Origin of the sequence: Thermomonospora catenispora (assembly GCF_006363815.1) — a bacterium.
GTDB classification, from domain to species: domain Bacteria; phylum Actinomycetota; class Actinomycetes; order Streptosporangiales; family Streptosporangiaceae; genus Thermomonospora; species Thermomonospora catenispora.
In genome coordinates this window covers 44,105-69,518 of sequence record NZ_RRYT01000020.1, presented here as the reverse complement: position 1 = coordinate 69,518, position 25,414 = coordinate 44,105, and the positions used below count along the sequence as shown (strand labels likewise).

Below are 25,414 nucleotides of genomic sequence, written 5' to 3'. Positions count from 1 at the left end.
CATGGCGTCGGACGCCGTCCCGGGGACGCCGGCACGTCCGCGGTGCTCTGCGGAGACCCCGCTCGGGGCAGCGTCGTCGAGCGGGTCGTCCCGCCGTGACAATTCCATAGCGGATGACGTTTCCCGGCCCGGAGCCGACATTCCCGGGTCGTCGCGGGACGCGGAAATCGACGGGCTTCATACGGCCGGAGGACCGCGTTCGGCGGATTTCCCGGCAGCCGCCGTACGTCCCGCCGCAAGGGGCCCGGATTCGCGTCGGGCGATGCGGAGGGAAAACGTTTCAGCGGCTCGGAGCGCAGTGGGGGAGTTCGGTCGTCCCCGCGGGTCTCATAAACCCGAGATCGCCGGTTCGAATCCGGCCTGCGCCACTGATGTCATCGCTATGACCCGATGCCGCCCGTCACGGGCGGCGAGCCGGCGGGCGGTGAGACGCGGACTCGGCCCCGCCCGTCCGGCTCGCTCCGTCGGCGGCACGGTCGTCCATACGGCCGTGCCGCCGACGGAACGATGCCCTCGTGGTCCAACCGGACAGGACACCGGCCTTCGAAGCCGGCGGGTGCAGGTTCGAGTCCTGCCGAGGGTGCCATCGCGCGGGATCCTCCGGACGGGCGGGGCGGCCCGGCCGGCCGGATGCGTCCGGAGTGCGGGGCGCCGTCGAGCGGCGCGGTCACGCCCGGGCGATGGGGGAGCGGCGCGTCATCCGGCGGCCGGAGAGGGCCCCGGCCGGTGTGCGGTCTGGAAAGGTCCGGAATGCCCGAAAATGCGTACGGGCCGGTGCGGTCGGCTCCTGTCGTCGCCTTCCACACCGGCCCGCCGGTCGCGTGGGCGATACTGGGATTGAACCAGTGACCTCTTCCGTGTCAGGGAAGCGCTCTCCCACTGAGCTAACCGCCCGAGGTGGAGACGGGATTTGAACCCGTGGTTGTACGGCTTTGCAGGCCGTTGCCTTGGGCCGCTCGGCCACTCCACCGCGTGAGGCCCCGCGGCCTCCTAGAGCGGACGACGGGATTCGAACCCGCGACCCTCACCTTGGCAAGGTGATGCTCTACCAACTGAGCCACGTCCGCCTGTCGCTCCCGGAAGATCCCCCTGCGGAAGATCCGCCGCTCGCTGACGCAGAAAAGACTAGCGAATGTGGGCCGCTTCCCCAAACCGGTTTCCCGCCGAACCGGCGACCAGGGGGGACGCGCGGCGCGTCGCAGGCGGGACACTTGCCCCATGACGGACGCGTTCGCCCATGTCGGAGGGGTGCTGGCCACCGGGCTGGCCGAGGTGACCGCCGATCTGACGGCGCTGGAGTCGAGCGGCTGGTGGGCGGTGGCGGTGACCTATGAGGGCGAGGTCGCCTGCGCGCGCTTCACCGACGTGCGGCGGGCGCCCCACCCCCGTGGGCCCTGGCGGGGACCGAGGCCGGGGGAGTGGACCTCGTCCCTGGACGAGGGCGCCTATCTGGCGGGGGTCCGGGAGATCCGGGACGCGATCGCCGACGGGATCGTCTATCAGGCCAACCTGTGCCGGGTGCTGTCGGCGCCGTCGCCGCCGGACGCGGACCTGACCGGCCTGGGGGCGCGGCTGGCCCGCGGCAACCCCGCCCCGCACGCGATGACGCTGCGGCTGCCCGGCCTGCAGATCGCCTCGGCCTCGCCGGAGCTGTACCTGTCGCGGAACGGGGACGTGGTCGAGTCCAGGCCGATCAAGGGGACCGGGCGCACCGAGGCCGACCTGCTGCCCAAGGACCGCGCCGAGAACGTGATGATCGTGGATCTGGTCCGCAACGACCTGGGCCGGGTCGCCGAGGTCGGCACGGTCGAGGTCCCGGCGCTGTGCGCGGTGGAGCATCACCCCGGCCTGGTGCATCTGGTGTCCACGGTGCGGGCGCGGCTGCGGTCCGGCGCGGGCTGGCCCGAGCTGATCGCGGCGACCTTCCCGCCGGGCTCGGTCACCGGCGCGCCGAAGTCCAGCGCGCTGGCGCTGCTGGACCGGCTCGAGCCGGAGCCCCGGGGGCCGTACTGTGGGGCGGTGGGCTGGGTGGACGCCGACGCCCGGCGCGGCGTCCTGGCGGTGGGCATACGCACCTTCTGGGCGCAGGAGGGCCTGCTGAGATTCGGAACGGGGGCGGGCATAACGTGGGGGTCGGAGCCGGCCCGGGAATGGCGTGAGACCGAGCTGAAGGCGGCTCGGCTGTTGGAGGTGGCTGCAGGTGAAGATCTGGGTGAACGGGGTGCTGCGCGACCCTGAGGACGCCCGCGTGTCGGTGCTCGATCACGGGATGCTGGTGGGCGACGGGGTGTTCGAGACCGTCAAGGCGGTACGGGGAGAGCCGTTCGCGCTGACCCGCCACCTGGAGCGGCTGGCCCGGTCGGCGGCGGGGATCGGGCTGCCCGAACCGGACGCCGACATGCTGCGGGAGGGGGTGCGGCGGACGCTGGCGGCGTCCCCGGACTGGCCGCTGGCCCGGATCCGCATCACCTACACCAGCGGCGCCGGCCCGCTGGGGTCCGACCGCGGGAACGAGGAGCCCACCGCGACGATCATCGTGGCGGAGCAGAAGCCGCTCCCCCCGGTCACCGAGGTGTGCGTGGTGCCGTGGCGGCGCAACGAGCACGGCGCCCTGGCGGGCCTGAAGACCACCTCCTACGCCGAGAACGTGCTGGCCCTGGCGTACGCCAAGAAGCGCGGCGGCGGCGAGGCGATCTTCGGCAACATCGCCGGGAACCTGTGCGAGGGCACCGGCTCCAACGTGTTCGTGGTCCGGGACGGGCGGTTGGTCACCCCGCCGCTGTCGGCGGGATGCCTGGCCGGGGTGACCAGGGCGCTGGTGCTGGAGTGGTGCGGCGGCGAGGAGGAGGACGTGCCGCTGGAGGAGTTCACCGGCGTGCAGGAGGCGTTCCTGACCTCCACGACCCGCGACGTCCAGCCGATCAAGGCGATCGACGGGGTGGAGCTGCCGGCCGCCCCGGGCCCGGTGACCGCCAAGGCGATGGAGGTCTTCGCGGCCCGCTCCGCCGAGGACGTCGACCCCTGATCGACGGCCGCCCGCCGCGGCCCGCGGCCGATCCGGAGACCGGCCCGAGGAGGGCGATCGCAGGTGTGCGTCTGCTTGAGACGGGTTTGGTGGGATCTCCTCCCATAAGACACGATCGTTGAAATTCCTCCGCGGTCGCCCGATGGTCGGCAGACTGAGGGGCGTGTACGACTTCGACATCCTCGTGCTCGGATCCGGGCCCGGCGGCCAGCGCGCGGCGATCGCCGCGGCCAAGCTCGGTCGCCGTGTCGCGGTCGTCGACCGGCGGAACATGATCGGCGGCGTCTGCATCAACACCGGGACCATCCCGTCCAAGACGCTGCGGGAGGCCGTCCTCTACCTGACCGGGCTGAACCAGCGCGAGCTGTACGGGCAGAGCTACCGCGTCAAGGACGAGATCACCATCGCCGACCTGACCATGCGCACCCGCCACGTGGTGAACCGCGAGGTGGACGTGGTGCGCAGCCAGCTCTCCCGCAACCGGGTCACCGTGCTGACCGGCACCGGCCGGTTCCTGGACCCCCACACGGTGGGGGTGATGGACGAGACCGGGCACGAGCGCAAGGTCACCGCCGACAAGATCGTCATCGCCACCGGCACCCGCCCCGCGCGTCCGGACAGCGTGGAGTTCGACGATCAGACCGTGATCGACTCTGACGGGGTCCTGCGGCTGGAGCGGGTGCCGGACACGATGGTGGTGGTCGGCGCCGGCGTGATCGGGATCGAGTACGCCTCCATGTTCGCCGCGCTGGGCACCAAGGTCACGGTGGTGGAGCGGCGCGAGCGGATGCTGGAGTTCTGCGACCTGGAGATCGTCGAGGCGCTCAAGTACCACCTGCGGGATCTGGCGGTCACCTTCCGGTTCGGGGAGACGGTGCGGGCGGTGCAGCGGCGTCCGCGGGGTGCGCTGACCGTACTGGAGAGCGGCAAGAAGATCCCCGCCGACACGGTGATGTACTCGGCCGGGCGGCAGGGCGTGACCGACGAGCTGTGCCTGGAGGCCGCCGGGCTGAGCGCCGACGCCCGCGGCCGGATCGCCGTGGACGAGCGATTCCGCACCCAGGTGCCGCACATCTACGCGGTCGGCGACGTGATCGGGTTCCCGTCGCTGGCGGCGACCTCCATGGAGCAGGGGCGCCTGGCGGCGCACGACGCGTGCGGAGAGCCGGTCAGCCGGATCCACGACCTGCAGCCGATCGGGATCTACACCGTTCCGGAGATCAGCTTCGTGGGGCGGACCGAGGATGAGCTGACCGCCGCCAAGGTTCCGTTCGAGGTGGGGGTGGCGCGGTACCGGGAGCTGGCCCGCGGGCAGATCATGGGGGACTCCCACGGAGTGCTCAAACTGCTGGTGTCCCCTGAGGACCGGTCGCTGCTGGGGGTTCACGTCTTCGGCACCGGGGCGACCGAGCTGGTGCACATCGGGCAGACCGTGATGGGGTGCGGGGGGACGGTCGACTATCTGGTCGACGCCGTGTTCAACTATCCGACGCTGGCGGAGGCGTACAAGGTCGCGGCGCTGGACGCGACGAACAAGCTGCGGCAGATCGCGCTGCTCGAACAGGAGCCGGAGCGGTAGGCGGGGCTCAGGAGGACCACAGCAGGTTCTCCAGCTCGGCCTCCATGTCGATGAACTCCGGCTCCCTGCCCGCGGGGACCACCTTGTAGGTGCGGTGCAGGAAGTCGGCCATCGGCGGCAGCGGCACCTCGAACAGCGCGTCCCCGAAGGGGGAGGACAACGCGATGTGCACGATCCGGTCGTCGTCCGGTTCGCCCGGCCAGACCTGCACGTCGCCGTCGCCGACCCGGCGGACGATGCCGACGGTGAGCAGCTCCCGTGCGAAGATCCACTCCACCGGATCGTCGTTGCCGGCGTAGAACAGCATGCGGACGGCGTACGGATCGTCGGCCGCGTACTCCATCTCGGCGAGCAGGGGAACGGTCGTGCGATCGGGGACGACGAGCCGGAGGGCGAGCTCGGCCGAGACGATCGTGCTGCGGTTCATGGCCCAATTCCTTAGAACGTCGGTCCCGCTCGCGCGGGCTCCTCCATCGGAGCTGAACGGATTCCCTGCCTCCCATGTCCCCGGGTTCCACCTGGCGTAACTGCGCGAACTTGCGGGAACACTCCTCTGCTGTCGTCCGTCGCGGTCCTTCCCCTGTTCCTAAGAACAGTGCCCTGACCTGGGCGGATCATTCCTTGGCATCCTTCTCGCCCGGAAGGGCGGAGATTTCCGCCGTGTCGCATGCGCGGTGTCCCGCTGGTCCCGGTCCGCCGGATCCGTCCTCGGCTCGCCGGACCCGGGCCGGGTCGCCGGTGCCGGAGACCCGATGCGATCAGGCCGGTGGAACGAATACCGTGAACCGGGCACAGGGCCGGTGCGTCGTACCCGGTGCGGTCGGCCGGGGGCGGGCGGACGGCCGTGCCGCCCGCCCCCGGACGGGCGGGCACTGATCAGTACTCTGAGACGTCAGGCCGTGTGGAGCGGAAAACGACCGTGGCCTTCGGCCGGGGAGAGCACATGAGGTTCCAACGTGGCGAGCGGTGACGACGGACGCACGAGACAGGCCGAGATGATGCGCCAGACGGCCGAAGCGGTCGGGGACATGGCAGAGGACGCGGGGGAGGCCGTCAAGGACGCCACCGAGGCGGTCGCCGGCCGGTTCCAGCGGTTCCGCGCCTTCATCCGACGCAATCGGCTGCTCAACACCACCTGGCGGATCGGGGTGTTCACGGTCGGCGTCACCGTGCTGGCCGGCGGGCTGGTGATGATGATCGCCCCCGGCCCCGGCATCCTCGGGATCATCGTCGGGCTGGCGATCCTGGCCACGGAGTTCGCCTGGGCGCAGCGGGCGCTGCACCGCGCCAAGGCCGCCGCGGAGAAGGCCAGGGAGAAGGCGCTCGATCCGCGCACGAAGAGGCGCAACACGATCCTGGCGGTGGTCGGCGGCCTGCTGGCCGGCGCCCTGATCATCGCCTATCTCGTGATCTACGAGTTCACGCTGCCCTGGAACATCACCGACTACACCCCCTGGGACGCGAAGCCCTGAGCGCGAGCGCACCGAGGGCTCCGGCGCACCGCCCCGGAGCCCTCGTCGTGAGGCCGCCGGTCAGCCCAGGTGATCGTCGAACTGCAGGCTCATCCGATGCCCGCTGGAGGGCAGGCCCGGCACCGTCAGCGTGTCGACCTCGCCGTTCCCGCCGCGCGGGCGGACCGTCACGGTCACCGGCCGCCCGACCGGGACGTACACGTCCATCCCGGTCATGAAGGGCTGGCCGAAGAACGGCTGAAGCGGCTCGGACAGGTCGGTGATCCGGTCGACGCCCGCGTCGAACGCGAAGATCCCGATGACGCGCTCGGCGCGCGGGGCGTTGGCGGCGTTCAGCACCTCCCGGCCGTTGATCCGCAGCGAGTCGCCCGCCGCGCCCTGGTCGCCCCACCACTCGCGCTGCCGGCTGATCACCAGATTGACGTGCCGGTCCCCGGTCTCCATCAGTCCCGACAGCCCTTCGCCGGGGCGGCCGGTCAGCAGCCGCACCAGCCGGTCGGAGCGACGGAACGGCTGGAAGTACAGGTGGTGCACCGAGGTGGGACTCCACACCAGGGCGAACTCGTAGTGCGCGTCGGGCCGGGCCGGGATCGGCCCCCACGACCCGTCCCGCCCGGTCGTCCGGATCGCCACCGGGAGGCGGGTGCGGCGCCGGCCGGTCCGCGGGTCCACCTCATAGACCTCCAGCCGCACGCCCGCGGCTCCGAGGTTGCTGGGGAACAGCACGGCCCGGCCCGAGAGGGCGATCGCCCCGCGTTCCGCGGTGATCTCGGTGGTGCGCGGGGCCCGGCCGGTGAAGAACGCGAAGAACTCGGCGAACGTCTCCTTCGAGGTGACCACCTCGGTGTGCGCCTGGTCGGGGAGGCGGACGTTGCGGGCGCCGCCGATCCGGCGCTCCGGCGAGCCCTCGCCCCAGACCGCCAGCGTCGGCACCCCGCCGGGCGGGTCGGCCGACGGGGCCCCGTCGAGGTTGACGTAGTGCGCGACCTTCGCCGCGCGCTTCGGCGAGCTGCGCAGATACTCCTGCATCAGGACGGTGCCCAGCGAGTGCGCCAGCAGGTCCACCTTGTCCGCCCTCGACCTGGCCAGCAGCCGGTCGATCCGGGCGTCCAGGGCCGCGTACACCTCTTCGCGGGTGTTCTCCTGGAACAGCGAGTCGTACTCGTGCGCCTCGATCAGGTCGCCCCGGTAGCCGTTGGAGGTCAGCCGGCGCGCCTGGGTCTCGAACTGACCGCCCGAGCCGCTGAACCCGTGCACGAAGATCACCGGTCTGTGCGGTGCGCGCGCCCGGGCCTGACCCGGCGGAGCGAGCGCCCCCGCCAGCAGCAGCGTCGCCAGCAGCGCCACGAGCCTGCGTACCATCGCGCCCTCCTCGTCGTCGGGCACAGCGTCCGGCGGGCGCGCCGCGGGGGTCAACGGCGCCGGGCGCGTTCTGTGCGCGCGCCCATCCGGGGCCCGGCGGGGGCCTGGAGGGCCACAACCGCTCCGCGCCGACGCCGGCCGGCGAATCGCCCGCCCCGCTCCTCCGCAGGGGGTCGGTTCCTCCCCGTCCGACGGCGGGTCTCCTCGGAGGCTTTGATGATCGTCCGGCCGGAGAAGGAGTGGGGTACAGTCGGATTTGTACTGTTTTGTCGATTCATGGGGTGACGACCCCGCCGCCGGGCGCCCGACGCCGCTTCACAACACGATCCGCTTCCCCCAGGCGGCGATCCGCATCGAACGAGCAGCACGCTCCTCGCGCCCGGCCCGCACCGGCCGCGCCGTCGGCGAGGACGTCGACCGGCCCGCCCCCCGGCCGCATCCCCGATCATGCATGGGAGGTCCGTATGGACCTGCGCACGATCTTGAACCCCGAATACGGTCAGATCATCGCTCGGGTGGTCGGCACCGTGGACGCGATGACCGCGCACCGGCTGTGCATCGACCTCGTCCGCGGGCTCCTCCTGGCCGAGGACGGCCTGGTGGTGGACCTGTCGCGGGTCGGCTTCATGGACTCCGCCGGGCTGCGCGTCCTGATCGCCGTCCGCCGCCGCGCCCGGCTGCACGGCAAGTCCCTGGCCCTGGTCGGCCCGCGTCCGCAGCTCCGCAAGCTGCTGCAGGCCAGCGGGTTCTACGGCTACTTCGACATCCGGCCGATGGGGCCGCGGCCGGTCCGCGCGCATCGCCCGACCGGCCGCTAGCCCCCGCGGGTCCCCGGGAGACCCGCAGGACGGTCAATCGTCCTCGCCCGGGCGGGCGGGCAGCACCCGGCCGCGCACCTCGCCGAACCCGATCCGGCCGCCGCCGGCGGCGGGCGCGGTGGCGGTGATCACCACCTCGTCGCCGTCCTCCAGGAAGCCGCGCGGCCGCCCGTTCACCTCCATCGGCTCCCTGCCGTTCCAGGTCAGCTCGATGAACGCGCCGCGCTGGTCGCGCTCCGGCCCGGAGATCGTGCCGGAGGCGTACAGGTCGCCGGTGCGCACATGGGCGCCGTTGACCGTCATGTGCGCCAGCATCTGCGCCGGCGACCAGTACATCTCCCGGTACGGGGGACGGCTGACCTCTTGGCCGTTCCACCGCACCGACAGCTCCACATCCAGCCCCCACGGCTCGTTCTCCCGCAGGTAGGGCAGCGGCTCGGGGTCCTGCGGCGGAGTCTCGACCCGGGCGGCCTCCAACGCCGCCAGCGGCACCACCCACGCCGACACCGAGGTCGCGAAGCTCTTGCCCAGGAACGGTCCCAGCGGCACGTACTCCCAGGACTGGATGTCGCGCGCCGACCAGTCGTTGACCAGCACCGCCCCGAACACGTGGTCGGCGAAGTCGTCGCAGCGCACCGGGGAGCCCGGCGTGGAGCCGACGCCGACGACGAAGCCCAGCTCGGCCTCGATGTCCAGCCGTCGCGACGGCCCGAAGAACGGGGCGTCGGCGTCCGGCGGCTTGAGCTGGCCGCACGGGCGGCGGATGTCGGTGCCCGACACCACCACCGTCCCGGCGCGGCCGTGGTAGCCGACCGGGAGGTGTCGCCAGTTGGGCATCAGCGGGGGAGCCCCGGGCCGGAACAGCCGCCCCAGGTTGGCCGCGTGGTGCTCGGAGGCGTAGAAGTCCACGAAATCGCCGACCTCGAACGGCAGGTGCATCCGCACCCCGTCGACCGGATGCACCGCCTCGTCGGGGATCCGGCCCGACACCAGCTCGGCGACCCGCTCGCGCACCTCGGCCCACCGCCGCGGGCCCTGGGCCATGAACGGGTTCAGCGACGGGGCGGCGAACACCTCGTCGCCGAGCGCCTGCGCCAGGTCCACCACCCGGTCCGCCACCCGGACCCCGACCCGCGGCGCCGTCTCCGGCGTGGAGAACACCCCGTACGGCAGGTTGGCCAGGCCGAACGGCGAGTCGTCGGGGATGTCGATCGTCGTCACCGCAGGGCTCCTTCTCCGACGTACGAGAGCGGCACCAGGCCCAGCTCGGCCAGTTCGGACACCGGTTCGGCGATGCTGCACGTGCCGAAGGACAGGAATCGGGACCGCACCTGGCGCGCCCGCCGCGGTCCGGCGGCGGTGAGCCGGTGGACCAGCGCGGCACCGTCGCGTTCGGCCAGGATGCCGGCCAGCGTCCGCTCGTCCGCGCCGCTCAGGGCGGCGTCCACGGCCGCCAGCAGGTTGAGGAACCCGTGCTGCTCGAACCCGGTGTCCGGATCGGTGTTGCGCACCGCGTGGTGCAGCCCGGCGGTGGCCTTGAACGACACCCCCGCCTTGACCGTCGCGAAGATCGCCTCGGCCAGCTCGCCCTCGCCGGGGTGCATCTCGGCGGTGAGCCCGCCGGTGCGGAACTTGGCCCGGAACCGCGGCCCCTGGCAGGCCGCGATCAGCGCGTGGCGGCGGCCGTCGCGCGGGATCTCCACGAACACCGGCAGCTCGCCCACCGTCTCCAGGGCCCGTTCCAGCTCGGCGAACAGCCGTCCCGGCGTCATCTCCTCCGGGACGGCCACCTCGACCGCCCGCACCCGCACCGGCAGCCCCGCCGCCCGGGCCAGCGCCGGCAGCAGATGGGAGGGCCCCTCCGGCAGGGTGATCACCACGTCCAGCGCGGGCAGCTCGACTGGCTCCGCCAGCGCGGCGGCGGGCAGCACCAGGGGGCCGACCAGGTCGGCGTAGGGGGCGGCGCGGTGCCGGGCGTGCGCGTCGATCGCCTCCGGCAGCGGCATCGAACCGGGCGGGAAGACGGCGGCGTCGTCCAGCAGCCCCGTGAACCAGGTCTCGTTCACCGCGGCCCCCGTCCCGCCCACGTCCAGGCGTAACCGGGGTCTTCGACGGCCAGGCCGCCCTCGCCCAGCTCCAGCGGCCGGAACGTGTCCACCATGACCGCCAGCTCGTCGAAGAAGTCCTTGCCGATGCCGCCCTCATAGGCGCCCGGCTGCGGGCCGTGCGCGATCCCGCCCGGGTGCAGCGACACCGAGCCCGGCCCGATCCCCGAGCCCCTGCGGGCCTCGTAGTCGCCGCCGCAGTAGAACATGACCTCGTCGGAGTCCACGTTCGAGTGGTAGTAGGGCACCGGGATCGCCAGCGGGTGGTAGTCGACCTTGCGGGGCACGAAGTTGCACACCACGAAGCCCTGACCGGCGAAGACCTGGTGGACCGGCGGCGGCTGGTGCACCCGCCCGGTGATCGGCTCGAAGTCCTCGACGTTGAACGTGTACGGATACAGGCACCCGTCCCAGCCGACCACGTCGAACGGGTGCCGGGCGTACACGTACCTGGTCCCGGCGACGCCGCCGGGGACGCGGTGCTTGACCAGCACCTCCACGTCCTCCCCGTCGACCAGCAGCGGCTCCTCCGGACCGTGCAGGTCGCGCTCGCAGTACGGGGCGTGCTCCAGGAACTGCCCGGCCTTCGACAGGTAGCGCGGCGGGGGCTGGATGTGCGAGGACGCCTCGATGCAGTACGCCCGCACCGGACCGTCCCCGGCAGGGATCCACCGGTGGGTGGTGCCGCGCGGCAGCACCACATAGTCGCCCTGCCGGAAGTTCAGCACCCCGAAGACGGTCTCCACGCTGCCGGTGCCGGACTCGATGTAGACGCACTCGTCGCCGATCGCGTTGCGGTACAGCGGCGAGGCCTGTCCGGCGGCGACGTAGAAGATCCGCACGTCGTCGTTGCCCAGCAGCAGCCGCCGGCCGTTCACCGGATCGCGCCCCCGCCACTCCTCGCCGGGGAACAGGTCGTGGGTCCGCAGGTGTCGGGGCTTGAGCGGGTGGTTGGGCTCGGTCTTGCAGTCGGGGAGCGTCCAGGGGGCGGCGTCCACGATGGCCGACGGGATGTGCCGGTGGTACAGCAGGGCGGAGTCGCTGGAGAACCCCTCCTCGCCCATCAGCTCTTCGTAGTACAGGCCGCCACCGGGCGCATGGTGTCGGGTATGCCGTTTGGGCGGAACGGAACCGACTCGCCGGTAGTAGGGCATGATCTCGCCTCCCGAGCCGTCACGGCCTTGTGGGCCTCCGGCGTGAAATAGTCAAATCATTGACCAACTATCCGGCAGGTCTCCGACTCCGGTCAAGGGTCACCGGCGGCCGCGCACGTCGAACTGGTGCCGGTCGGTGATCAGCTTGTCCAGCAGCATCACCAGGATCCGCTGCTCGGTCTCGGTCAGCACGGACGTCCACTCCAGCTCGCGACGGCGCTGCGCCTCGAAGGTGGCGGCCATCTCCCGCCGCCCGCGCTCGGTCAGCGACAACAGCACCGCACGCCGGTCCCGCTCGTCGGGGGTGCGCCGCAACAGCCCCTCGGCGACCAGCGGCTTGCTCAGCGCGGACACCGCCGCCCGGCTCATCCCGGTCAGCTCGGCCGCCTTCTTGGCCTCCAGCGGCCCGGCCAGCCAGGTGACGAACAGCAGCCGGAACGCCGACCACGACCGCCCCCGCGGCCGGTGCACGGCGGCCTCCAGGTCGTAGGTGACGATGTCGGAGGCCCGGTTGAGGGTCAGCAGCACCTGGGTGGCCAGCCCGTCGCCGAACCCGTGCTCGCGCAGCCGCCGTCCCGCCAACTCGATGAACGACCAGAAGTCCAGCTCGGGGGCGGGGTCCACCTCGTCATCGGCCATGCCGTCACCTTATCGAAATAGTCAAAGGTTGAACTATATTGCGGCAACGATCTGTTCTACCCTCTCGTCGAAAAGACCCGACGCGCCGCGTGCGCCGTGCTCCATGGGGTGGTCGTCATTCCCGGATGGTCCGCCGTCACGTCGTTCCTCTCCGCGCCCCGTCGAGGCGCGGCGCTGCTGGTCGCCGTGCTGTGCCTGCCGGGCTGCGTGCCGGGCTCCGACGACCCCACCGCCCGCGACCCGCTCGATTTCACCATCACCTCGGCCCACGAGGACGACTGCCTCAACCGGGCGGCCGTGATCGTCGACTGCGACGGCGAGGACGCCCATTGGCGGGTCCTGCGCGCGACCCATCAGGCGGACGTGCCGAAGGACCTGGGCGAACTGCGCCGTGAGCTCCTTCACACCGGCCCGGTGGTGCAGCGTCACTGCGGCGACGTGCCCGGCGCGAACGGGATCGCCTGGGTCGACCACTTCGGCTATGGCAGCAACCACGGCCGAGACGAAAGATATCGATTCCAGATATTCTGCCTCGCCAAGATGCGATGATGCGGGCACGGGCGTCACCGTCCGCATCCACGACCGTCGGGAAAGGTGGGCATGGGCAAGGGAATCGAGGTCAACAGGACCCACATCGCCAAACACGGCCGGGACATCGAGACCAACGTCAAGCCCCACCTGTCCACCGCCCGCGAGGAGCTGAACAGCGGCGGCACCATCGAGGGCGGTGATTTCAGCATCACCTGCACGATGGCGGCGATGACGTACCCGACGGCCCTGCAGTTCGCCTACGAGGACCTGAACACCCACCTGCAGATGCTCGACGGCCTGGTGAAAGGCATCGAGACCACGGTGAAGAACTACCAGTCCGCCGAAGAGCACAGCACCATCCGGCGGGTCTGAGACGGCCGGCGGCACGCGACGGGGATCTGATGAGCGCCTTCAACTCCTACAACGCCCTGATGGGCACCGCCCAGCTGGAGACCGATGTGGCCCAGTTCATCCTGCCTCCGGCGGTGATGATCGGCTTCCAGTTCCGGCTGGCCAAGGGAAACCCGCTCACTTTGGAAAGCGCCGCCCAGAAGTGGGACAAGGCCTCCACTGAGATCGGCAAGACGGTCGAGCAGCTGCGCGGCTCGCTCCGGGCGGTCCCCGCCACGGCATGGGACGCCGACGACCGGCGGGCTTATGAGACCAAGGTCGACGAGCTGTGCTCACAGCTGACGATCATGCAGGTCTTCTGCAAGATCATCAGCATCGCGCTGCTGGTGCTGGCCTGGGCGCTGTTCGCCTTCGCGATCTTCGCCGTGGCGATCGGCACCTTCCTGGCGGGCCTGGCCGCGGTCGCCGTCGCCGCGCTGGCGGGGGTGTTCACCGCCCCCGTCTACGCCAAGTGCCTGGCGATCGCCGGCACCTGCCTGACCATCACCTACGTGGCCACGGGAATCCTGGCCGCCGCCGCCCAGCTCGCCGCCGGGGTCTTCCAGGGCGGCACGATGGTCAACGCCGCCCTGCAGCACTTCAAGGGCAACGAGGCCGCCCTGGGCGACTTCGCCCAGGCCCAGCTCACCGCGTCCGCCACCGCCCTGGCCAACCTGGCGCAGAACGCGGTGAACGGGGCGCTGGCCTTCCGCACCACGCCGGGCGCGACCGCTCCCGGCGTCAAGACTCCCGTGCCGTCGATCGACCTGGACGCCGACCGCAACGCCAACCACACCTGGAACGTGGGCGGCGGCGCCACCGTGAACGCGGGCGGCATGAGTCACACCGTGAACGGGCACGTCAAGTGGGGCGACGAGGGCTTCGCCGGAGGCGACCTGTCCTACCAGGGCAAGCATGACGCCAGCGGGCTGTCCTTCGGCGGCAACGTCGAGTACACCGACGAGGACGGCATCGGCCGGGGCAAGGACGGCAGCTTCAAGTACGGGGCCAACGTCGGCTGGACCACCCCCGGCAGCTACACGCCCAACCCGCAGCAGCCCAATTCGCCGAGCGTGTCGCTGCCGAACGTCGGCGTGACCGGCGGCATCTCAGGCGAGCACAATTTCGAGACCGGTCAAGGCAAGGTCGAGGGGTACGGCAGCGTCCAGGCGCAGGGCGGCGACGTCCACAAGCGGACCGGGACGGTCGAGTACGGGGGGCCGGACGGCGTCAAGACCTCGTCCAAGGTCGAGACCCCCTTCGGGACCACCGAGCACAAGAGCAAGTAGCGCTCGGGCGGGCCGCCTCAGCGGGGCGGCCCGGAGCGGCGGTACTGCTGCATCACCTCCTGCATCCGCTGCTGCTGGACGCCCAGCTCGTGCGCCAGCTCCCGCATCTGGCTGGCGAACCCGTTGGCGATCTTGTCCAGGGAGGCCAGCGCCTGGGCCGGGTCCAGCCCCTCCTCCTCGGGGTTCTCCGACATCGGGAACTGGGCGCTGGTCAACTCCCGCACCTGCCGCTGGAAGTCCTCGGAGGCGGCGTTGACCGCCGTGCGGATCTGCTCGGCCAGATCGGCCGAGGGCAGCCGCAGCGCCCGCGGGTCCAGCTCCAGCTTGGTCAGCCCGCCCTCGGCGCTGTACTCGGCGACGATCCGCCCGTCGGCCGCCTCACCGCGACCGGTGATCTCCTTGATGCGCTCTCGCATCTCGGTGAAGCCGCCCATCATCGCCTCCATGTCCTGCTGGAAGCTCTCGAAGCCGGCTCCGAGCCCGAAGTCCGTCATCTGTCGGGTCGCCTTTCGTGATCGGGTATGCGGAGATCGTAGCGGTCGGGGCGGTCGCTTCGGGCACGACCGATCCGGACGCGGCCGTCACCGCGCCGCCGCCCCCGGCCGGGACGCGCCCGTGACGATCGACGAGATCCGCGGCCCGGTGAACGGATACGCCGCCCGGGAACAGCGCGCGTTCCCGGCCGGCATGCGGAGCGAGGAGCGCCGCCGATCCTCGCCGAGAGGACCGCCGGACGGCGCCGGGCCGCCCCGCCGGTCCCTCAAGGCGGGGCTCAGACCCGGAAGACCCGCATCTGCAGCGCCAGCGTCGCGTAGTAACCCACCAGCGTCGTCAGCTCGAAGACCGCCTCCCGGTCCAGCGGCGGCACGCACGCCGTCCAGGTCTCCTCGTCCACGTCCCCCGCCACCAGCGCCCGGGTCAGCCGGAGCGCGGCGGCCTCGTGCGGATCCTCCGGCTCCAGCGGCGCCCCTTCGGCGATCGCCGTCATCTCCTCATCGGTCAGCCCGACCGCCCGTCCCACCGCCTCGTGCGCCTGCCGCTCGAACGCGCTGTCCCAGGCCGCCGCGACCGTCAAGATCGCCATCTCCCGCACCCGGTCGCTCAGCCCGCTCTCGTACCGGATGGCCGCCCCCAGCCGCTGCAGGGCGTCCCCCACCAGGGGCGACAGCAGGAACTCGTTGAACGGGCCGAGCAGCACCCCTTCCTCCGACACCAGCCGGAACGGCCCCCCGGCGCGCGGACCGGCGGTGATCGCCCGGTAGAGCTCCAGCCGTTCCCCGTCCAGCTCCTCGGGCCGGAACGCCCGCTGACGCGTCATGCGCACCCTCTCATCTCGTCGTCCGCCGCCGCACCGGGCCCGGCCGCGCATCGCCGCCGGGCCCGGTGCCCGCGGTCCCCGCACCGCGGGGAGGCCTTCTCGACCGGTGGGGGAGTCCTCGTCAGGAGACGGAGAGGACGATCTTGCCCCGGGTGCGGCCCGTCTGGCTGAGCCGCCAGGCCTCCGCCGCCTCCTCCAGGGGCAGCACCTTCTCCACGGGCACCGTCAGCCGCCCGGCCTCGACGAGGTCGGCCAGCCCGCTCAGGCCGGCCGAGTCGGGCCGCACCCATACGTACCGCCCGCCCCACTGCGGGGCCTCCCGATCGACCACGGACACGATCCGTTCGACCTGCGAGGCCGCCTCTCGCGAGACGTCGGCGGTCCCGCCCACCAGGTCCAGCACGGCGTCGACCCCGCCGGGCGCCGCCTTCCTGACCCGTTCGGCCAGCCCGTCCCCGTAGGCCATCGGCTCCGCGCCCAGGCTCCGCAGGAAGTCGTGGTTGCGCTCACTGGCCGTGCCGATCACCCGTGCGCCGCGGGCGACCGCGATCTGCACCGCCAGCGACCCCACGCCGCCGGCCGCCGCGTGCACCAGCACCGTGTCCCCCTCGCCGACGCGGACCCGGTCCAGCGCCTGCAGGGCGGTGAGCCCCGCCAGCGGCAGCCCGGCCGCCTCCTCCCAGCTCATCGAGGCGGGCTTGCGGGCCAGCAACCGCACGTTCGCGGCCACGTACTCCGCGTACGCCCCCAGCTGGACCACGTCCTTGCGGATGTACCCCATGACCTCGTCGCCCACGGAGAACTCGGGAACGTCGAGCCCCACCGCCTCGACCACCCCGGCGACGTCCCAACCGGGGATCAGCGGCCACCGGGTCTCCATCATCGCGTCCAGCCGGCCTGCGGCCAGCTTCCAGTCCACCGGGTTGACCCCGGCCGCCCGTACCCGGATCAGCACCTCGCCGGGCGCCACCTTCGGCTCCGGACGCTCGCTCACCCGCAGATCCTCGGGCCCTCCGTACCGCTCCAGCGTGATCGCCTTCATAGAAACCTCCGAGACCCCGCCTTCACGCGGGGAGGAACCGGACCCCTGCGGCGCAGGGCACGGACCGGTGATCGGTCACCGGGCGAATCACCGGCTCCATCGAGATCTTCAACTGATCGTGCTCTAGGGTGTCAGGCGTGGCGCAGGCCGTGAAGCAGGCCCGCGAGCACCGCTTCCGCCCCGCCTCCGAGCAGGCCGGAGAACTGCTCCGGACGTTCGGCTGCGTCCGCCGGTCTCCAAGGGCCCTCGAAGAACGCACCCGCGCCTGCCGGTCGTTCTACCCGGCGCCGCGACGTGCAGCGCCGTCCGGACGCGCGATCGCGTGAATCCGCAGAGCGCGGGTGCCGGGGAGGCCCCGTCTCCGGCGCGTGCGGGCGGCGCCCCCGGTGAGCGCCGAGGTGCCGGATCGCGCGGCCGGCGATCCTCAGCGGAACACGGGGGCCAGCGCCGCATGAAGCCGGCCGAGCCACTCCTCGGCCGTCCCCCGAGCCCGGGGGGCAGGTCGCCTGGAAGGACCGCCAGTCGACCTCCCAGCGGAGGATCGACGAGGGATCGAGGCCCGCCGACCCCGGTCCCAGGGCCCGCCGGAAGACCTTCTCCAGCAGCGGGCGCGACAGCGCCGTGCGCTCCGCCTCGGCCAGCAGGACCGCGTCGTACAGGTCCTTGCCCCGGCACCGTCTCTCGGTGAGCCGGTCCGTGTGCAGCCACAGCAGTTTCCACGCCAGCGAGAGCTCCGGCCCGGCGGCCGGCACCACCGAGGGCTCACCGCCGTCGGCCCGCGGCACCGCCGCCGGGACCGGGGCCTCGGGAAGCCACTCGTCCCGGGCGAAGTCCAGCTGCACCCGGCCCGGCGGCAGCCCTTCGGCCTGCCAGGAGATCACGAGCCGGACGCCCGAGGCGTTGTACAGCCGGTAGTAACCCCCCAGCACGTCACGCTCGGCGGAGGCCGGGTCCACCAGCACGCCGGGCGCGGCCTCCGGTCGCCGGGTGAGCAGGCGGATCAGTTCCTCGTACAGGCCGATGCCGGGATCCTCGCGCAGCGGTTCGAGGACGTAGTGCAGTCCTTCCGGCGGGAGCGCCGGATGCAGCCCGCCGGTGTCGAACTCCTCGTCCCGCCACATCTCGTACGCCGCCGCGCCCTCGGCGGCCTCCGGCCACTGCTGCACCGTCTCGAGGGCGTCCACATAGGGGTACGGATGCAGGGGGGGTCCACCGGGACGATCGGAGGCGGCGGGAGCACCCAGTCCAGGTCCGCGGGCTCCCGCGCGGCCTCTCCCGCCCATGCCAGCATGGCCATGCTCCCCCGCAGCACCAGACCGTTCGCCCACGCCGGCTCGGCCATCACGCTCAGGACATGGTCGAGCACCGCGCGCCGGGCCGTCCGCCACCGCCCGGCCTCCTCCGGATCGGCGAACTCCGGCTCCGTCGTCGGCCTGTCCGTCGTCGGGCCGTTCATGGCTGTGCTCCCCGCCCGGTCATGTCGGGAGACCCTAGGGAACTCCTCTGACATTCCGCGTGATCTCGGCGGTCTGCCCGTCCGCTCCCGCGGACACGGAAGCCGTGACGATGCGCCGGCCGCCCCGGCGGACCCACCGGCCCGGAAACCCGCCCGGAAGGACGCCTCGGCCCCGAGTCTTGTGGCGTCAGGACTTGTGGCGTCAGGAGAGGCCGAGCCGACAGCGGCGCAGCGCGTAGTCCCCGAAGTCCTCGGCCAGACGTTCTGGTCCGCCGCGGGCCTCGGCGCCCGGATCCCATGCGACCACCGGATATTCGCCGTCCGCGTTCTGCTCCGCGCTGTCCAGCGCGATGATGCCGCCCATGCCGTCGTATTCGATGACGAGCAGATTCGGCGGGAAACGCTCGTCCTGGCGGGCGTCCAAGGTCTGCGACACCGTCCCCAGCAGCCGGTCGCCCCGCGCCGGCGTCCGGTAGACGCCCAGCAGCTCCACCCCGCCGGCCTCGCAGCTGCCCAGTTCGCGGAGGAAGAGCCGATAGGACGGCGGGAACGTCGCCGCCAGCTCGGCTTCGGCGCAGGCGATGTCCTCCTCGCTCAACCCGCCGGTGAAGTTGCACTCGTCAGGATTTCCCCTGATCAGTTCGATCAGCTCCCGCACCGAGTCGACGCCGCTCATCTCGGGGGCACCGTCCGGTTCCTCTCGACGATCACGGTCTGCGAGACGGTTTCGGGCGGTCCGCATCGCACCGGGCCGCGTTCTCGCGGAGGCCATGATCGCCTCCTGCGGGCGCGAACGTCGAATCGGACCTAGAGGGCGTCTGTGGGCATCGCCGATAAAAAGTGCAGGTCATATCGATGATGGAGATCCGCTAAAACTTCACATCCCGGTGCGGCGTCTGAAGAGGCGGAAAGGAGGAGACATGGGCGCCGCGCCGCTCGTCCCCGGAGACCCTCGTCAGCTCGGCAAGTACTGGGTGGCGGGCCGGCTGGGGGCCGGTGGGCAGGGAGTGGTCTACGAGGCCTACGACCCGGCGGGCACCAGGGTGGCGATCAAGACGCTGCACGGGGAGCTCCTCGCCGACGCCCGCCGGGAGATGCTGGCCAGGGAGGTCCGGGCGTTGCGGCGGGTGGCCTCCTTCTGCACCGCGCGGGTGCTGGAGGCGGACCTGGAGTCGACCCCGCCGTACGTGGTCAGCGAGTTCGTGCCCGGTCCCGACCTGCAACGGTCCGTCGACGGCGGCGGCGCCTACACCGGGGACGCGCTGCAGCGGCTGGCGGTGGGGGTGGCCACGGCGCTGGCGGCGATCCACCAGGCGGGGGTGGTGCACCGCGACCTCAAGCCGGCCAACGTGCTGCTCGGCCCCGACGGGCCGCGGGTGATCGACTTCGGCCTCGCCCGCACCGAGGACATGACCCGCAGCCGCACCGGGATGAAGGGCACCCCGCGTTACATGGCGCCTGAAGTGATCACCGGCGGGCGTGCCGGCCCGGCCGCGGACGTGTGGGCGTGGGGTGCGGTGGTGCTGTTCGCCGCGCTCGGCCGTCCCCCGTTCGAGGGCGACGGCATTCCGGCCTTGATGGACGACATCATGAACCGCCGGCCGGACCTGGACGTCCTTCCCGAGCCGCTGCGTTCCGTCGTGGCCGCCGCGCTGTCCAAAGATCCCGCCGAGCGTCCCACCGCGCGGCAGGTGCTGATGTCGCTCATCGGCGGCGCGGAAGGCGACGCGGAGACCGGTGTGCTGCTGGCCGCCGGCAGCGAGGCCGCCGGCGGCGCGCTCACCGATGCGGCTCCGCCGCTCTCCCTGGGCGAGGAGGCCGAGGCGGTCTACGCGCGGCTGGATCCGGCGGCCCAGGAGGCCGTGCCGCGGGTGCTGCTGCGGATGGTGCTGCCGGGCGAGGGCGCCGCCGACACGCTGCGCAAGGCGCACGCCGCCGACTTCGCCGACGATGAGGCCGCCGGACGGGTCGTCGAGGCCTTCACCGCGGCGGGACTGCTGGTCGCCGAGGACGACACCGTGGCGATCGCGAACGCCGCGCTGCTGCGCGCCTGGCCCCGCCTGCGCGAATGGGTGGACGCCGATCGCGACGGGCTGCCGATCCACCAGTCGCTGGCGGAGGCGGCCCGGATCTGGGATTCCGGCGGCCGCAAGAGCGGCGACCTCTACCAGGGCACCCGGCTGCGCCTGGCCCTCGACTGGGCGGCCACCGGCCGCCGGTATCTGATGCCCAACGCGGTCGAACGGGCCTTCCTCGAAGCCGGCGCCGCCCTGACCAGACGTCGCATCCGGCTGCGCGGCCTGGTCACGGGGGCGCTGGCGGTGCTGCTGGTCGTGACGATCGCCGCCATGGCGGTGGTGGTCGAGCAGCACCGGACCGTGACCCGCCAGCGCGACCAGGCGGTCGCCGTACGACTCGCCGACCGCTCCCAGGAGCTGCGCGGCACCGATCCGCGCACCGGCCGGCGGCTGGCCGTCGCGGCGGGCGCCCTGGCCGACGACAAGGAGACCCACCAGGCCATGCTGAGCGCCCTGTACCAGTGGCAGCACGACGTCTTCGTGCCGCCGGGCGGGACGCGGCGCAACGCGGTCACGCTCAGCCCCGACGGCGACACCGTGATCTCCGGCACCGGCACCGCCGTGCGGATGTGGGACGCCGAGACCCACCGGGAGATCCGCGAGTTCCCCGCCGACACCCGCGTCCCCCATCCCGTGGCCCTCAGCCCGGACGGGCGCACCGCCGTCACCAGGGTGACCCCGAACAACGGTCAGCTGTTCGACGTCGCGACCGGACGCCCGATCGGCGGGGATCTGGGTCCCGGGCAGCACCGGTTCCGGTTCAGCCACAGCGGGAACCTGCTGATGGTCGACAGCGGCTCCATGGTGCTGAAGCCGAACGGCGAACCCCAGGTCCGCAAGGACGGAAAGGCGGAGCTGTGGGACGTCCGGTCCCGGCGGGTGCTCCTGGACTGGGACGAGGAGGTGATCGAGTGGGCGGTGAGCCCTGACGACCGCTACGTCGCGCTCTCCTTCGACCGCAGATTCGAACTGTGGGACCTCGCCAGGGGCGCGAAGGTTCCCGCCTCCTGGCTCCCGGACGCCCTCGAAGACGAGCAGATCCGCAAGGTCGCCTTCGGCCCGCGCGGGCGGAACCTGATCCTGGTGACGGCCAAGGACGTCTGGTCCTTCGACCTGACCGCCGACCCGGTGACCGTGTCCTCCTACACCGGTGCGCGACTCGTCCTCGACCAGGCCTTCCCCTTCCAGTGGCCGGACGTCCCGGCGTTCAGCTCCGACGGGCGCTACATGGCCATCGGCTTCACCATGTGGGACCTGCAGGCGGGCGGCGGCGAGCCCATCATGGACTACCGGATCGACAAACAGGTCGCCGTCGACTGTCGATTCGGCCGCGACGACCGCGCCCTGCGCTGTGTGATGGGGAACGGCAGCGTGGTTTCGATGGACGTCGCCGAATTCACCGAACGCACCCGGCTTCCCATCTCGGAGTCCAGAAGGCTCGGTGATGCCACGAGGTTCAGCGGAAACGGGGAACTGCTGGTGCTTTTCGACGACGGCGAAGCCGACCTCTGGAACGTCCGCCGTCGCGCCATGGAACCCGGCCGGCTGAAGACCGACCTGCCCTATGGAAGCTTTCTTGCCCGTGATGTGGCGCTCAGTCCCGACGGACGCCGCCTGGCGATCCGCGTGGGCGAGGACACGGACGCCAGGATCGAGGTCTGGGACACTCGCACCCGCGGCCGCGTCGCCTCCCTGCGCCCTCCCGTCGGCTCCCTGCTGAGCCCCGTGCCCCCGGCCTTCTCCCCCGACGGCAGGACCGTGAGCGCCGTGGTGGGAGAAGAGCTGTGGACGTGGAGCGTCGCGTCCGGGGACGTCCTGAACAGGATGGAGATCCGTGCCTCGGAGGTCCAAGGCGAGCTGTCCGAGGCGACCGTCGCCTTCACCTCCGACGGCCGCTTCGTCGCCGTGGGCGGCTATGGCCTCGTCGAGTATCCCTCGGGCCGGGTGAAGTCCGGTCCGCTGCCGTTCACCCGGCTGTGGGCGCTCAGCCCCGACGGAACGAAGGCGTTCGGGGTGACGGACTCGCAAGAGGCCGTCCTGTGGGACGTGAACCGCCGGAGCGCCCTCGGCCCCGCCATGAGCGCCCTGCAGGACGAGCGTCGCGTGCCGCTCGTGACCGCCGCGGCCTTCTCGCCCGACGGCTCGCTGCTGGCCACCGGCGACAGGGAGGGGAGGGTGCGGCTCTGGGACACCGCCACCGGCCGCCAGTTCGGACTGATCGTCGCCACCCACGCCGACGAGGTCAAGGACCTGGTCTTCTCCGCCGACGGCGGCGTCCTGCACAGCGTCGCCAGGGACGGCCACATCCGCACCAGCCCCGTCTCCCCGCAGCGGGTGCGCGCCGCGCTGTGCGAGAAGGCCGGCGAGATCACCGAGCAGGAGTGGAAGCGGTACATGCCGCAGGTCCCGTTCCGCCGCGTCTGCCAGGAGTGAGGGGCTGGCCCCTGCCGCTCCCGGCCGGCGTGCGGGGAGGGGTGCGGTCCGGCCTTCGGAGCACACGGCCCGGGGAGACGCCGAGGCCGCCGAGTCCCGGCGGCTCCTCAAGCTTCCGCAACGCCGTGTCGCCGCCCTGGCCGCTCTGTGGGACCGCACTCGCGACGCGCGGGCGGCCCGGCCGGACGGCGTCCTGGTGTTCGCCGCCCGTACCGGCGACCCGCTCAGCGCCGGCAACGTCCGGCGGGAGTTCCGGCGTGTGATCGATCGCGCCGGGCCGGTCGGCGCCGGGTGGACCCCTCGGGGGATGTGGGACAGCTTCATGTCGGTGCTGTCGGACAGCGGCGTGCCCTTGGAGCACATGTCCCGCCTGGTCGGTCACAACGGGACGACGGTCACGGAGAAGGCGTACCGGCGGCAGATCCGGCCCGTGATGGAGGAGGAGGCGACCGTCATGGATCGCATCTTCCCGGAGGCCGGGTGGATCCCCGGAGGGCAGGCGGACCACTTAGTCAGGCAGTTGGTCAGGCATCCGCCCGGATCGACGCCCGCACAACGGAAGAGGCCGGTTCCCCTTGTATGGGACCGGCCTTTGACCTGGTGAAACTCTGGTGGGCGATACTGGGTTCGAACCAGTGACCTCTTCGGTGTGAACGAAGATCATCGAACGGTTGATCACGCTCGTAGTCCGTTTGACCTGGCGAAACGGTCCATGTTCGTCTGTGAGGGTCCAGCGTGGTCCGCGCCGGTTGTCACCCAGTTGGTCACCCCAGGGAGTGTTCGACGGCCTGCACGCTGGAGCTGGACGGTTCCGGACTTGCGCGGGGGCGGGGGCCGCTAGCCTGAACCGGCGAACGGGCTGGCGCTGCCGCCTGCCCGCATGGCCCGAGGGGCGGCCCCCGCGAGGGGTCCCCGCGCAAGGCGGGAACCGGTCAGCGGCACCCACGCCCAGCCCCCGGCGCTCGGCCACCCGGCGGCCTGCACGGTACGTGCGACTGAGCGCGGCCCGGAACTGGTCCTCCTCTTGCGGGCGAGCCGACCGGCTGTCGGCCGGTCTCCCGGTGGAGCGCCAGCGGAGGGCGGGAGCCGGCGCCGAGTCGGCCGCCCGTGCGGCCCGCTTGCCGGGCCGCCTTGAAGACGTACAGAAAGTTCTCACAGACGCCGTTGCGCCTGGTGGTGCTCTGAGGGCTGGTTGTCTGCTCAGATGTCCAGGCCAGCCAAGGGGACCGTGTGGACGGTTGACCACTTATAGATGTGGTCTTCTCGGCGGAGCAATACGAGTTCCACTTGGGAGACCTGGACATCGACTGGCGGCAGGCCCCGCAGGGACTCCACCGCTGTGATCAGCTCCTCGGCAGGCACCTTGCTGTTGCAGTAGGCGATTCCGATGTGCGGCCGGAACTCTGCTTCCTTGCATGCTGCCCCGCGTACGGTCCTGACGGCCTTCTGCAGACGCTGGTGCAGCTTCACGACCGGTTCCCAGGGGGCGACGCTGAAGCGTACGGCACCGGGTGAACCGGCAAGTGGCCCCACCGTCAGCGTGAAGGGCTCAAGGTCGGCGCATGAGCGCATGCCTGCTGCCGCCACTAGGTCTACCTCATCGGCCGACAGCTCGTCTGACCAGCCGATCTTTGGCAGCGTGAGATGCAGGCCATCGAGCGGCACCGGGTCAAGGTAGGACAGCCGTAGCTGATCCTGGCAGTAGCCGGCAAGCTCCCGTAGGTCGGGGGAACTGAACGTCAGGTACCAGTAGTAGGCCTGTCGATCCGGGGTCCAGCCTGGGCGATCCCAGTGATCTTTCATCGAGGTCAGCTCCGCAAAGCGGAGCCAATCCTCATGCTGGGGGGACAGTGTTGAGCCTTGGGTCACCGGCGCTCCGCGGCTCGCAGGGTCTCGGCTACTTCGACGATCTCGGGCAACTTGCTCCAACGCGAGGCGACGGACAAGAACTCTCGGCTTCGGCTGAGTACCGAGGTGATTGGACGCTCAGCCGAGATGGTCAAGGCGTCTGTGACGAGCCGTCCGGCCTGTTCCGGCTCTGGCCGCTCGGCAACCACCAGGGCAGTGGCGATGTCCAGCCGCACCAAGGACTGGCTCCAGCAGGACTGTGACGACTCGAAGACAGGCATCGCCTGGTCAGCGTACTCCTGAACCCGTTCCGGCTGGCGGAGAGCCACGTAGGCCGTAGGAGTGGCGGCCAGTCGGTGAGGCCGGATGGGAACACGAGGAGTTCGCGGTTCACGTCTGGCGGTCCGTGCGTGCCAGCGGGGACACCAAGACCGCCAAGTCTCGCCGGACGCTCAAGCTCCCACAGCGCTGCGTCGATGCCCTGCAAGCGCTGTGGGTACATCTGGAGGCGACCCGGGAGGACTGGCAGGGTGACGGGCTGGTATTTGCCACGCGGACCGGCGGGCGACTCAGCGCCGGCAACGTCCGGCGGGAGTTCCGGCGCGTGATCGCTCGGGCCGGTCTGGTTGCCGCAGAGTGGACGCCCCGGGAGATGCGGCACAGCTTCGTGTCGGTGCTGTCCGACAGAGGTATCCCACTGGAAAGTATCTCCCGGTTGGTCGGACACAGCGGAACCGGTGTCACAGAGACTGTGTACCGGCATCAGATTCGGCCGGTCATCGACGATGGCGCGACGGCGATGGATCGCATCTTCACCGCCGTACGGGAGCCCAACGGGGAGCCATAGTCACCCAGATAGACACTCAGCCCCCTAG

The 25,414-nt window shown here is 71.6% G+C and carries 22 protein-coding genes and 5 tRNA genes; 12 read left to right on the top strand and 15 right to left on the bottom strand.

Translation table 11 applies throughout. The annotated features are described in order from the left end of the window. The first annotated feature begins 292 nt into the window (after positions 1 to 292). Together EIO00_RS16435 and EIO00_RS16430 are read left to right on the top strand one after the other, a co-directional pair. Positions 293 to 368: transfer RNA gene (locus EIO00_RS16435), tRNA-Met, on the top strand. Between the two features lie 141 nt (positions 369 to 509). After that, positions 510 to 586 (top strand) — tRNA-Arg (locus EIO00_RS16430). 236 nt (positions 587 to 822) lie between these two features. Here EIO00_RS16430 and EIO00_RS16425 read toward each other — a convergent pair. From EIO00_RS16425 to EIO00_RS16415, 3 genes are all read right to left on the bottom strand, one after another. Next, positions 823 to 894 (bottom strand) — tRNA-Val (locus EIO00_RS16425). Between the two features lies 1 nt (position 895). Next, a tRNA-Cys gene (locus tag EIO00_RS16420) sits at positions 896 to 970 on the bottom strand. Positions 971 to 994: 24 nt separating this feature from the next. Then, positions 995 to 1,067: transfer RNA gene (locus tag EIO00_RS16415), tRNA-Gly, on the bottom strand. Between the two features lie 151 nt (positions 1,068 to 1,218). Between EIO00_RS16415 and EIO00_RS16410 the strand changes: the two genes are divergently transcribed. The 3 genes from EIO00_RS16410 to sthA all read left to right on the top strand — a co-directional run bounded on the left by EIO00_RS16410 (position 1,219) and on the right by sthA (position 4,604). Then, on the top strand, positions 1,219 to 2,238 hold the full coding sequence (locus EIO00_RS16410) for a chorismate-binding protein (RefSeq protein ID WP_140179912.1): 1,020 nt from the start codon (positions 1,219 to 1,221) through the stop codon (positions 2,236 to 2,238). After that, positions 2,201 to 3,025 carry an aminotransferase class IV gene (locus tag EIO00_RS16405; protein ID WP_422100050.1) on the top strand — a complete coding sequence of 275 codons (825 nt, stop codon included), beginning with the start codon at positions 2,201 to 2,203 and terminating at the stop codon, positions 3,023 to 3,025. The genes EIO00_RS16410 and EIO00_RS16405 overlap by 38 nt, the downstream gene beginning before the upstream one ends. A 163-nt stretch (positions 3,026 to 3,188) precedes the next feature. Further along, entirely contained in the window at positions 3,189 to 4,604 is a 1,416-nt protein-coding gene (gene sthA, locus EIO00_RS16400; protein ID WP_140179910.1) for a Si-specific NAD(P)(+) transhydrogenase, read from the top strand. 7 nt (positions 4,605 to 4,611) lie between these two features. Here the strand turns inward: sthA and EIO00_RS16395 are convergent, their stop codons facing one another. Next, the gene (locus EIO00_RS16395; protein WP_140179908.1) at positions 4,612 to 5,031 is read right to left on the bottom strand and encodes an SsgA family sporulation/cell division regulator; all 420 of its coding nucleotides are present in this window, start codon (positions 5,029 to 5,031) and stop codon (positions 4,612 to 4,614) included. 601 nt (positions 5,032 to 5,632) lie between these two features. Here EIO00_RS16395 and EIO00_RS16390 point away from each other — a divergent pair. Continuing rightward, on the top strand, positions 5,633 to 6,076 hold the full coding sequence (locus EIO00_RS16390) for a PGPGW domain-containing protein (protein WP_140179907.1): 444 nt from the start codon (positions 5,633 to 5,635) through the stop codon (positions 6,074 to 6,076). Between the two features lie 60 nt (positions 6,077 to 6,136). Here EIO00_RS16390 and EIO00_RS16385 read toward each other — a convergent pair whose 3' ends face one another. Beyond that, positions 6,137 to 7,438 carry an alpha/beta fold hydrolase gene (locus tag EIO00_RS16385; RefSeq protein ID WP_140179905.1) on the bottom strand — a complete coding sequence of 434 codons (1,302 nt, stop codon included), beginning with the start codon at positions 7,436 to 7,438 and terminating at the stop codon, positions 6,137 to 6,139. A gap of 464 nt (positions 7,439 to 7,902) precedes the next feature. Here EIO00_RS16385 and EIO00_RS16380 point away from each other — a divergent pair, with 464 nt between their 5' ends. After that, positions 7,903 to 8,256 carry an STAS domain-containing protein gene (locus EIO00_RS16380; protein WP_140179903.1) on the top strand — a complete coding sequence of 118 codons (354 nt, stop codon included), beginning with the start codon at positions 7,903 to 7,905 and terminating at the stop codon, positions 8,254 to 8,256. Between the two features lie 33 nt (positions 8,257 to 8,289). Here the strand turns inward: EIO00_RS16380 and fahA are convergent, their stop codons facing one another. From fahA to EIO00_RS16360, 4 genes are all read right to left on the bottom strand, one after another. Further along, positions 8,290 to 9,477: a fumarylacetoacetase gene (fahA, locus tag EIO00_RS16375; protein WP_140179901.1), complete on the bottom strand. Its 1,188-nt coding sequence runs from the start codon at positions 9,475 to 9,477 to the stop codon at positions 8,290 to 8,292. Then, on the bottom strand, positions 9,474 to 10,322 hold the full coding sequence (locus EIO00_RS16370; protein WP_206664161.1) for a hypothetical protein: 849 nt from the start codon (positions 10,320 to 10,322) through the stop codon (positions 9,474 to 9,476). The genes fahA and EIO00_RS16370 overlap by 4 nt, the downstream gene beginning before the upstream one ends. Beyond that, complete coding sequence (locus EIO00_RS16365) at positions 10,319 to 11,515, bottom strand: homogentisate 1,2-dioxygenase (RefSeq protein WP_140179898.1); 1,197 nt, start codon at positions 11,513 to 11,515, stop codon at positions 10,319 to 10,321. The genes EIO00_RS16370 and EIO00_RS16365 overlap by 4 nt, the downstream gene beginning before the upstream one ends. 99 nt (positions 11,516 to 11,614) lie before the next feature. After that, entirely contained in the window at positions 11,615 to 12,154 is a 540-nt protein-coding gene (locus tag EIO00_RS16360; protein ID WP_140179896.1) for a MarR family winged helix-turn-helix transcriptional regulator, read from the bottom strand. Between the two features lie 108 nt (positions 12,155 to 12,262). On the opposite strand from EIO00_RS16360, the gene EIO00_RS16355 reads away from it, so the two are divergent. Genes EIO00_RS16355 through EIO00_RS16345 form a run of 3 tightly spaced genes read left to right on the top strand, consistent with a single transcriptional unit; the run spans position 12,263 to position 14,364 of the window. Continuing rightward, positions 12,263 to 12,703, top strand: coding sequence for a hypothetical protein (locus EIO00_RS16355; RefSeq protein WP_140179894.1), 441 nt, complete (start codon positions 12,263 to 12,265; stop codon positions 12,701 to 12,703). A gap of 51 nt (positions 12,704 to 12,754) precedes the next feature. Beyond that, on the top strand, positions 12,755 to 13,057 hold the full coding sequence (locus EIO00_RS16350; protein WP_140179892.1) for a hypothetical protein: 303 nt from the start codon (positions 12,755 to 12,757) through the stop codon (positions 13,055 to 13,057). 29 nt (positions 13,058 to 13,086) lie between these two features. After that, entirely contained in the window at positions 13,087 to 14,364 is a 1,278-nt protein-coding gene (locus EIO00_RS16345; RefSeq protein WP_140179890.1) for a hypothetical protein, read from the top strand. 17 nt (positions 14,365 to 14,381) lie between these two features. Here EIO00_RS16345 and EIO00_RS16340 read toward each other — a convergent pair whose 3' ends face one another. The 5 genes from EIO00_RS16340 to EIO00_RS16315 all read right to left on the bottom strand — a co-directional run bounded on the left by EIO00_RS16340 (position 14,382) and on the right by EIO00_RS16315 (position 18,856). Continuing rightward, complete coding sequence (locus EIO00_RS16340; RefSeq protein WP_140179888.1) at positions 14,382 to 14,858, bottom strand: YbaB/EbfC family nucleoid-associated protein; 477 nt, start codon at positions 14,856 to 14,858, stop codon at positions 14,382 to 14,384. 278 nt (positions 14,859 to 15,136) lie between these two features. Beyond that, complete coding sequence (locus EIO00_RS16335) at positions 15,137 to 15,682, bottom strand: carboxymuconolactone decarboxylase family protein (protein ID WP_140179886.1); 546 nt, start codon at positions 15,680 to 15,682, stop codon at positions 15,137 to 15,139. Positions 15,683 to 15,803: 121 nt separating this feature from the next. After that, the gene (locus EIO00_RS16330; protein WP_140179884.1) at positions 15,804 to 16,724 is read right to left on the bottom strand and encodes an NADP-dependent oxidoreductase; all 921 of its coding nucleotides are present in this window, start codon (positions 16,722 to 16,724) and stop codon (positions 15,804 to 15,806) included. A 131-nt stretch (positions 16,725 to 16,855) separates the two neighbouring features. Beyond that, a complete protein-coding gene (locus EIO00_RS25825) occupies positions 16,856 to 17,908 on the bottom strand; it encodes a nucleotidyl transferase AbiEii/AbiGii toxin family protein (protein ID WP_206664160.1) in 1,053 nt (350 codons plus the stop codon). A 474-nt stretch (positions 17,909 to 18,382) separates the two neighbouring features. Next, positions 18,383 to 18,856: an SMI1/KNR4 family protein gene (locus EIO00_RS16315; protein ID WP_161602738.1), complete on the bottom strand. Its 474-nt coding sequence runs from the start codon at positions 18,854 to 18,856 to the stop codon at positions 18,383 to 18,385. A gap of 244 nt (positions 18,857 to 19,100) precedes the next feature. On the opposite strand from EIO00_RS16315, the gene EIO00_RS16310 reads away from it, so the two are divergent. Continuing rightward, positions 19,101 to 22,691, top strand: a complete 3,591-nt coding sequence (locus EIO00_RS16310) for a WD40 repeat domain-containing serine/threonine protein kinase (RefSeq protein WP_161602737.1) — start codon at positions 19,101 to 19,103, stop codon at positions 22,689 to 22,691. A gap of 1,200 nt (positions 22,692 to 23,891) precedes the next feature. Here EIO00_RS16310 and EIO00_RS16295 read toward each other — a convergent pair. Next, positions 23,892 to 24,494, bottom strand: coding sequence for a 2'-5' RNA ligase family protein (locus EIO00_RS16295; protein WP_140179876.1), 603 nt, complete (start codon positions 24,492 to 24,494; stop codon positions 23,892 to 23,894). Positions 24,495 to 24,945: 451 nt separating this feature from the next. Between EIO00_RS16295 and EIO00_RS16290 the strand changes: the two genes are divergently transcribed. After that, positions 24,946 to 25,386 (top strand): tyrosine-type recombinase/integrase, encoded by a 441-nt coding sequence (locus EIO00_RS16290; RefSeq protein WP_140179869.1) that lies wholly within the window; start codon positions 24,946 to 24,948, stop codon positions 25,384 to 25,386. Positions 25,387 to 25,414 lie beyond the last annotated feature (28 nt).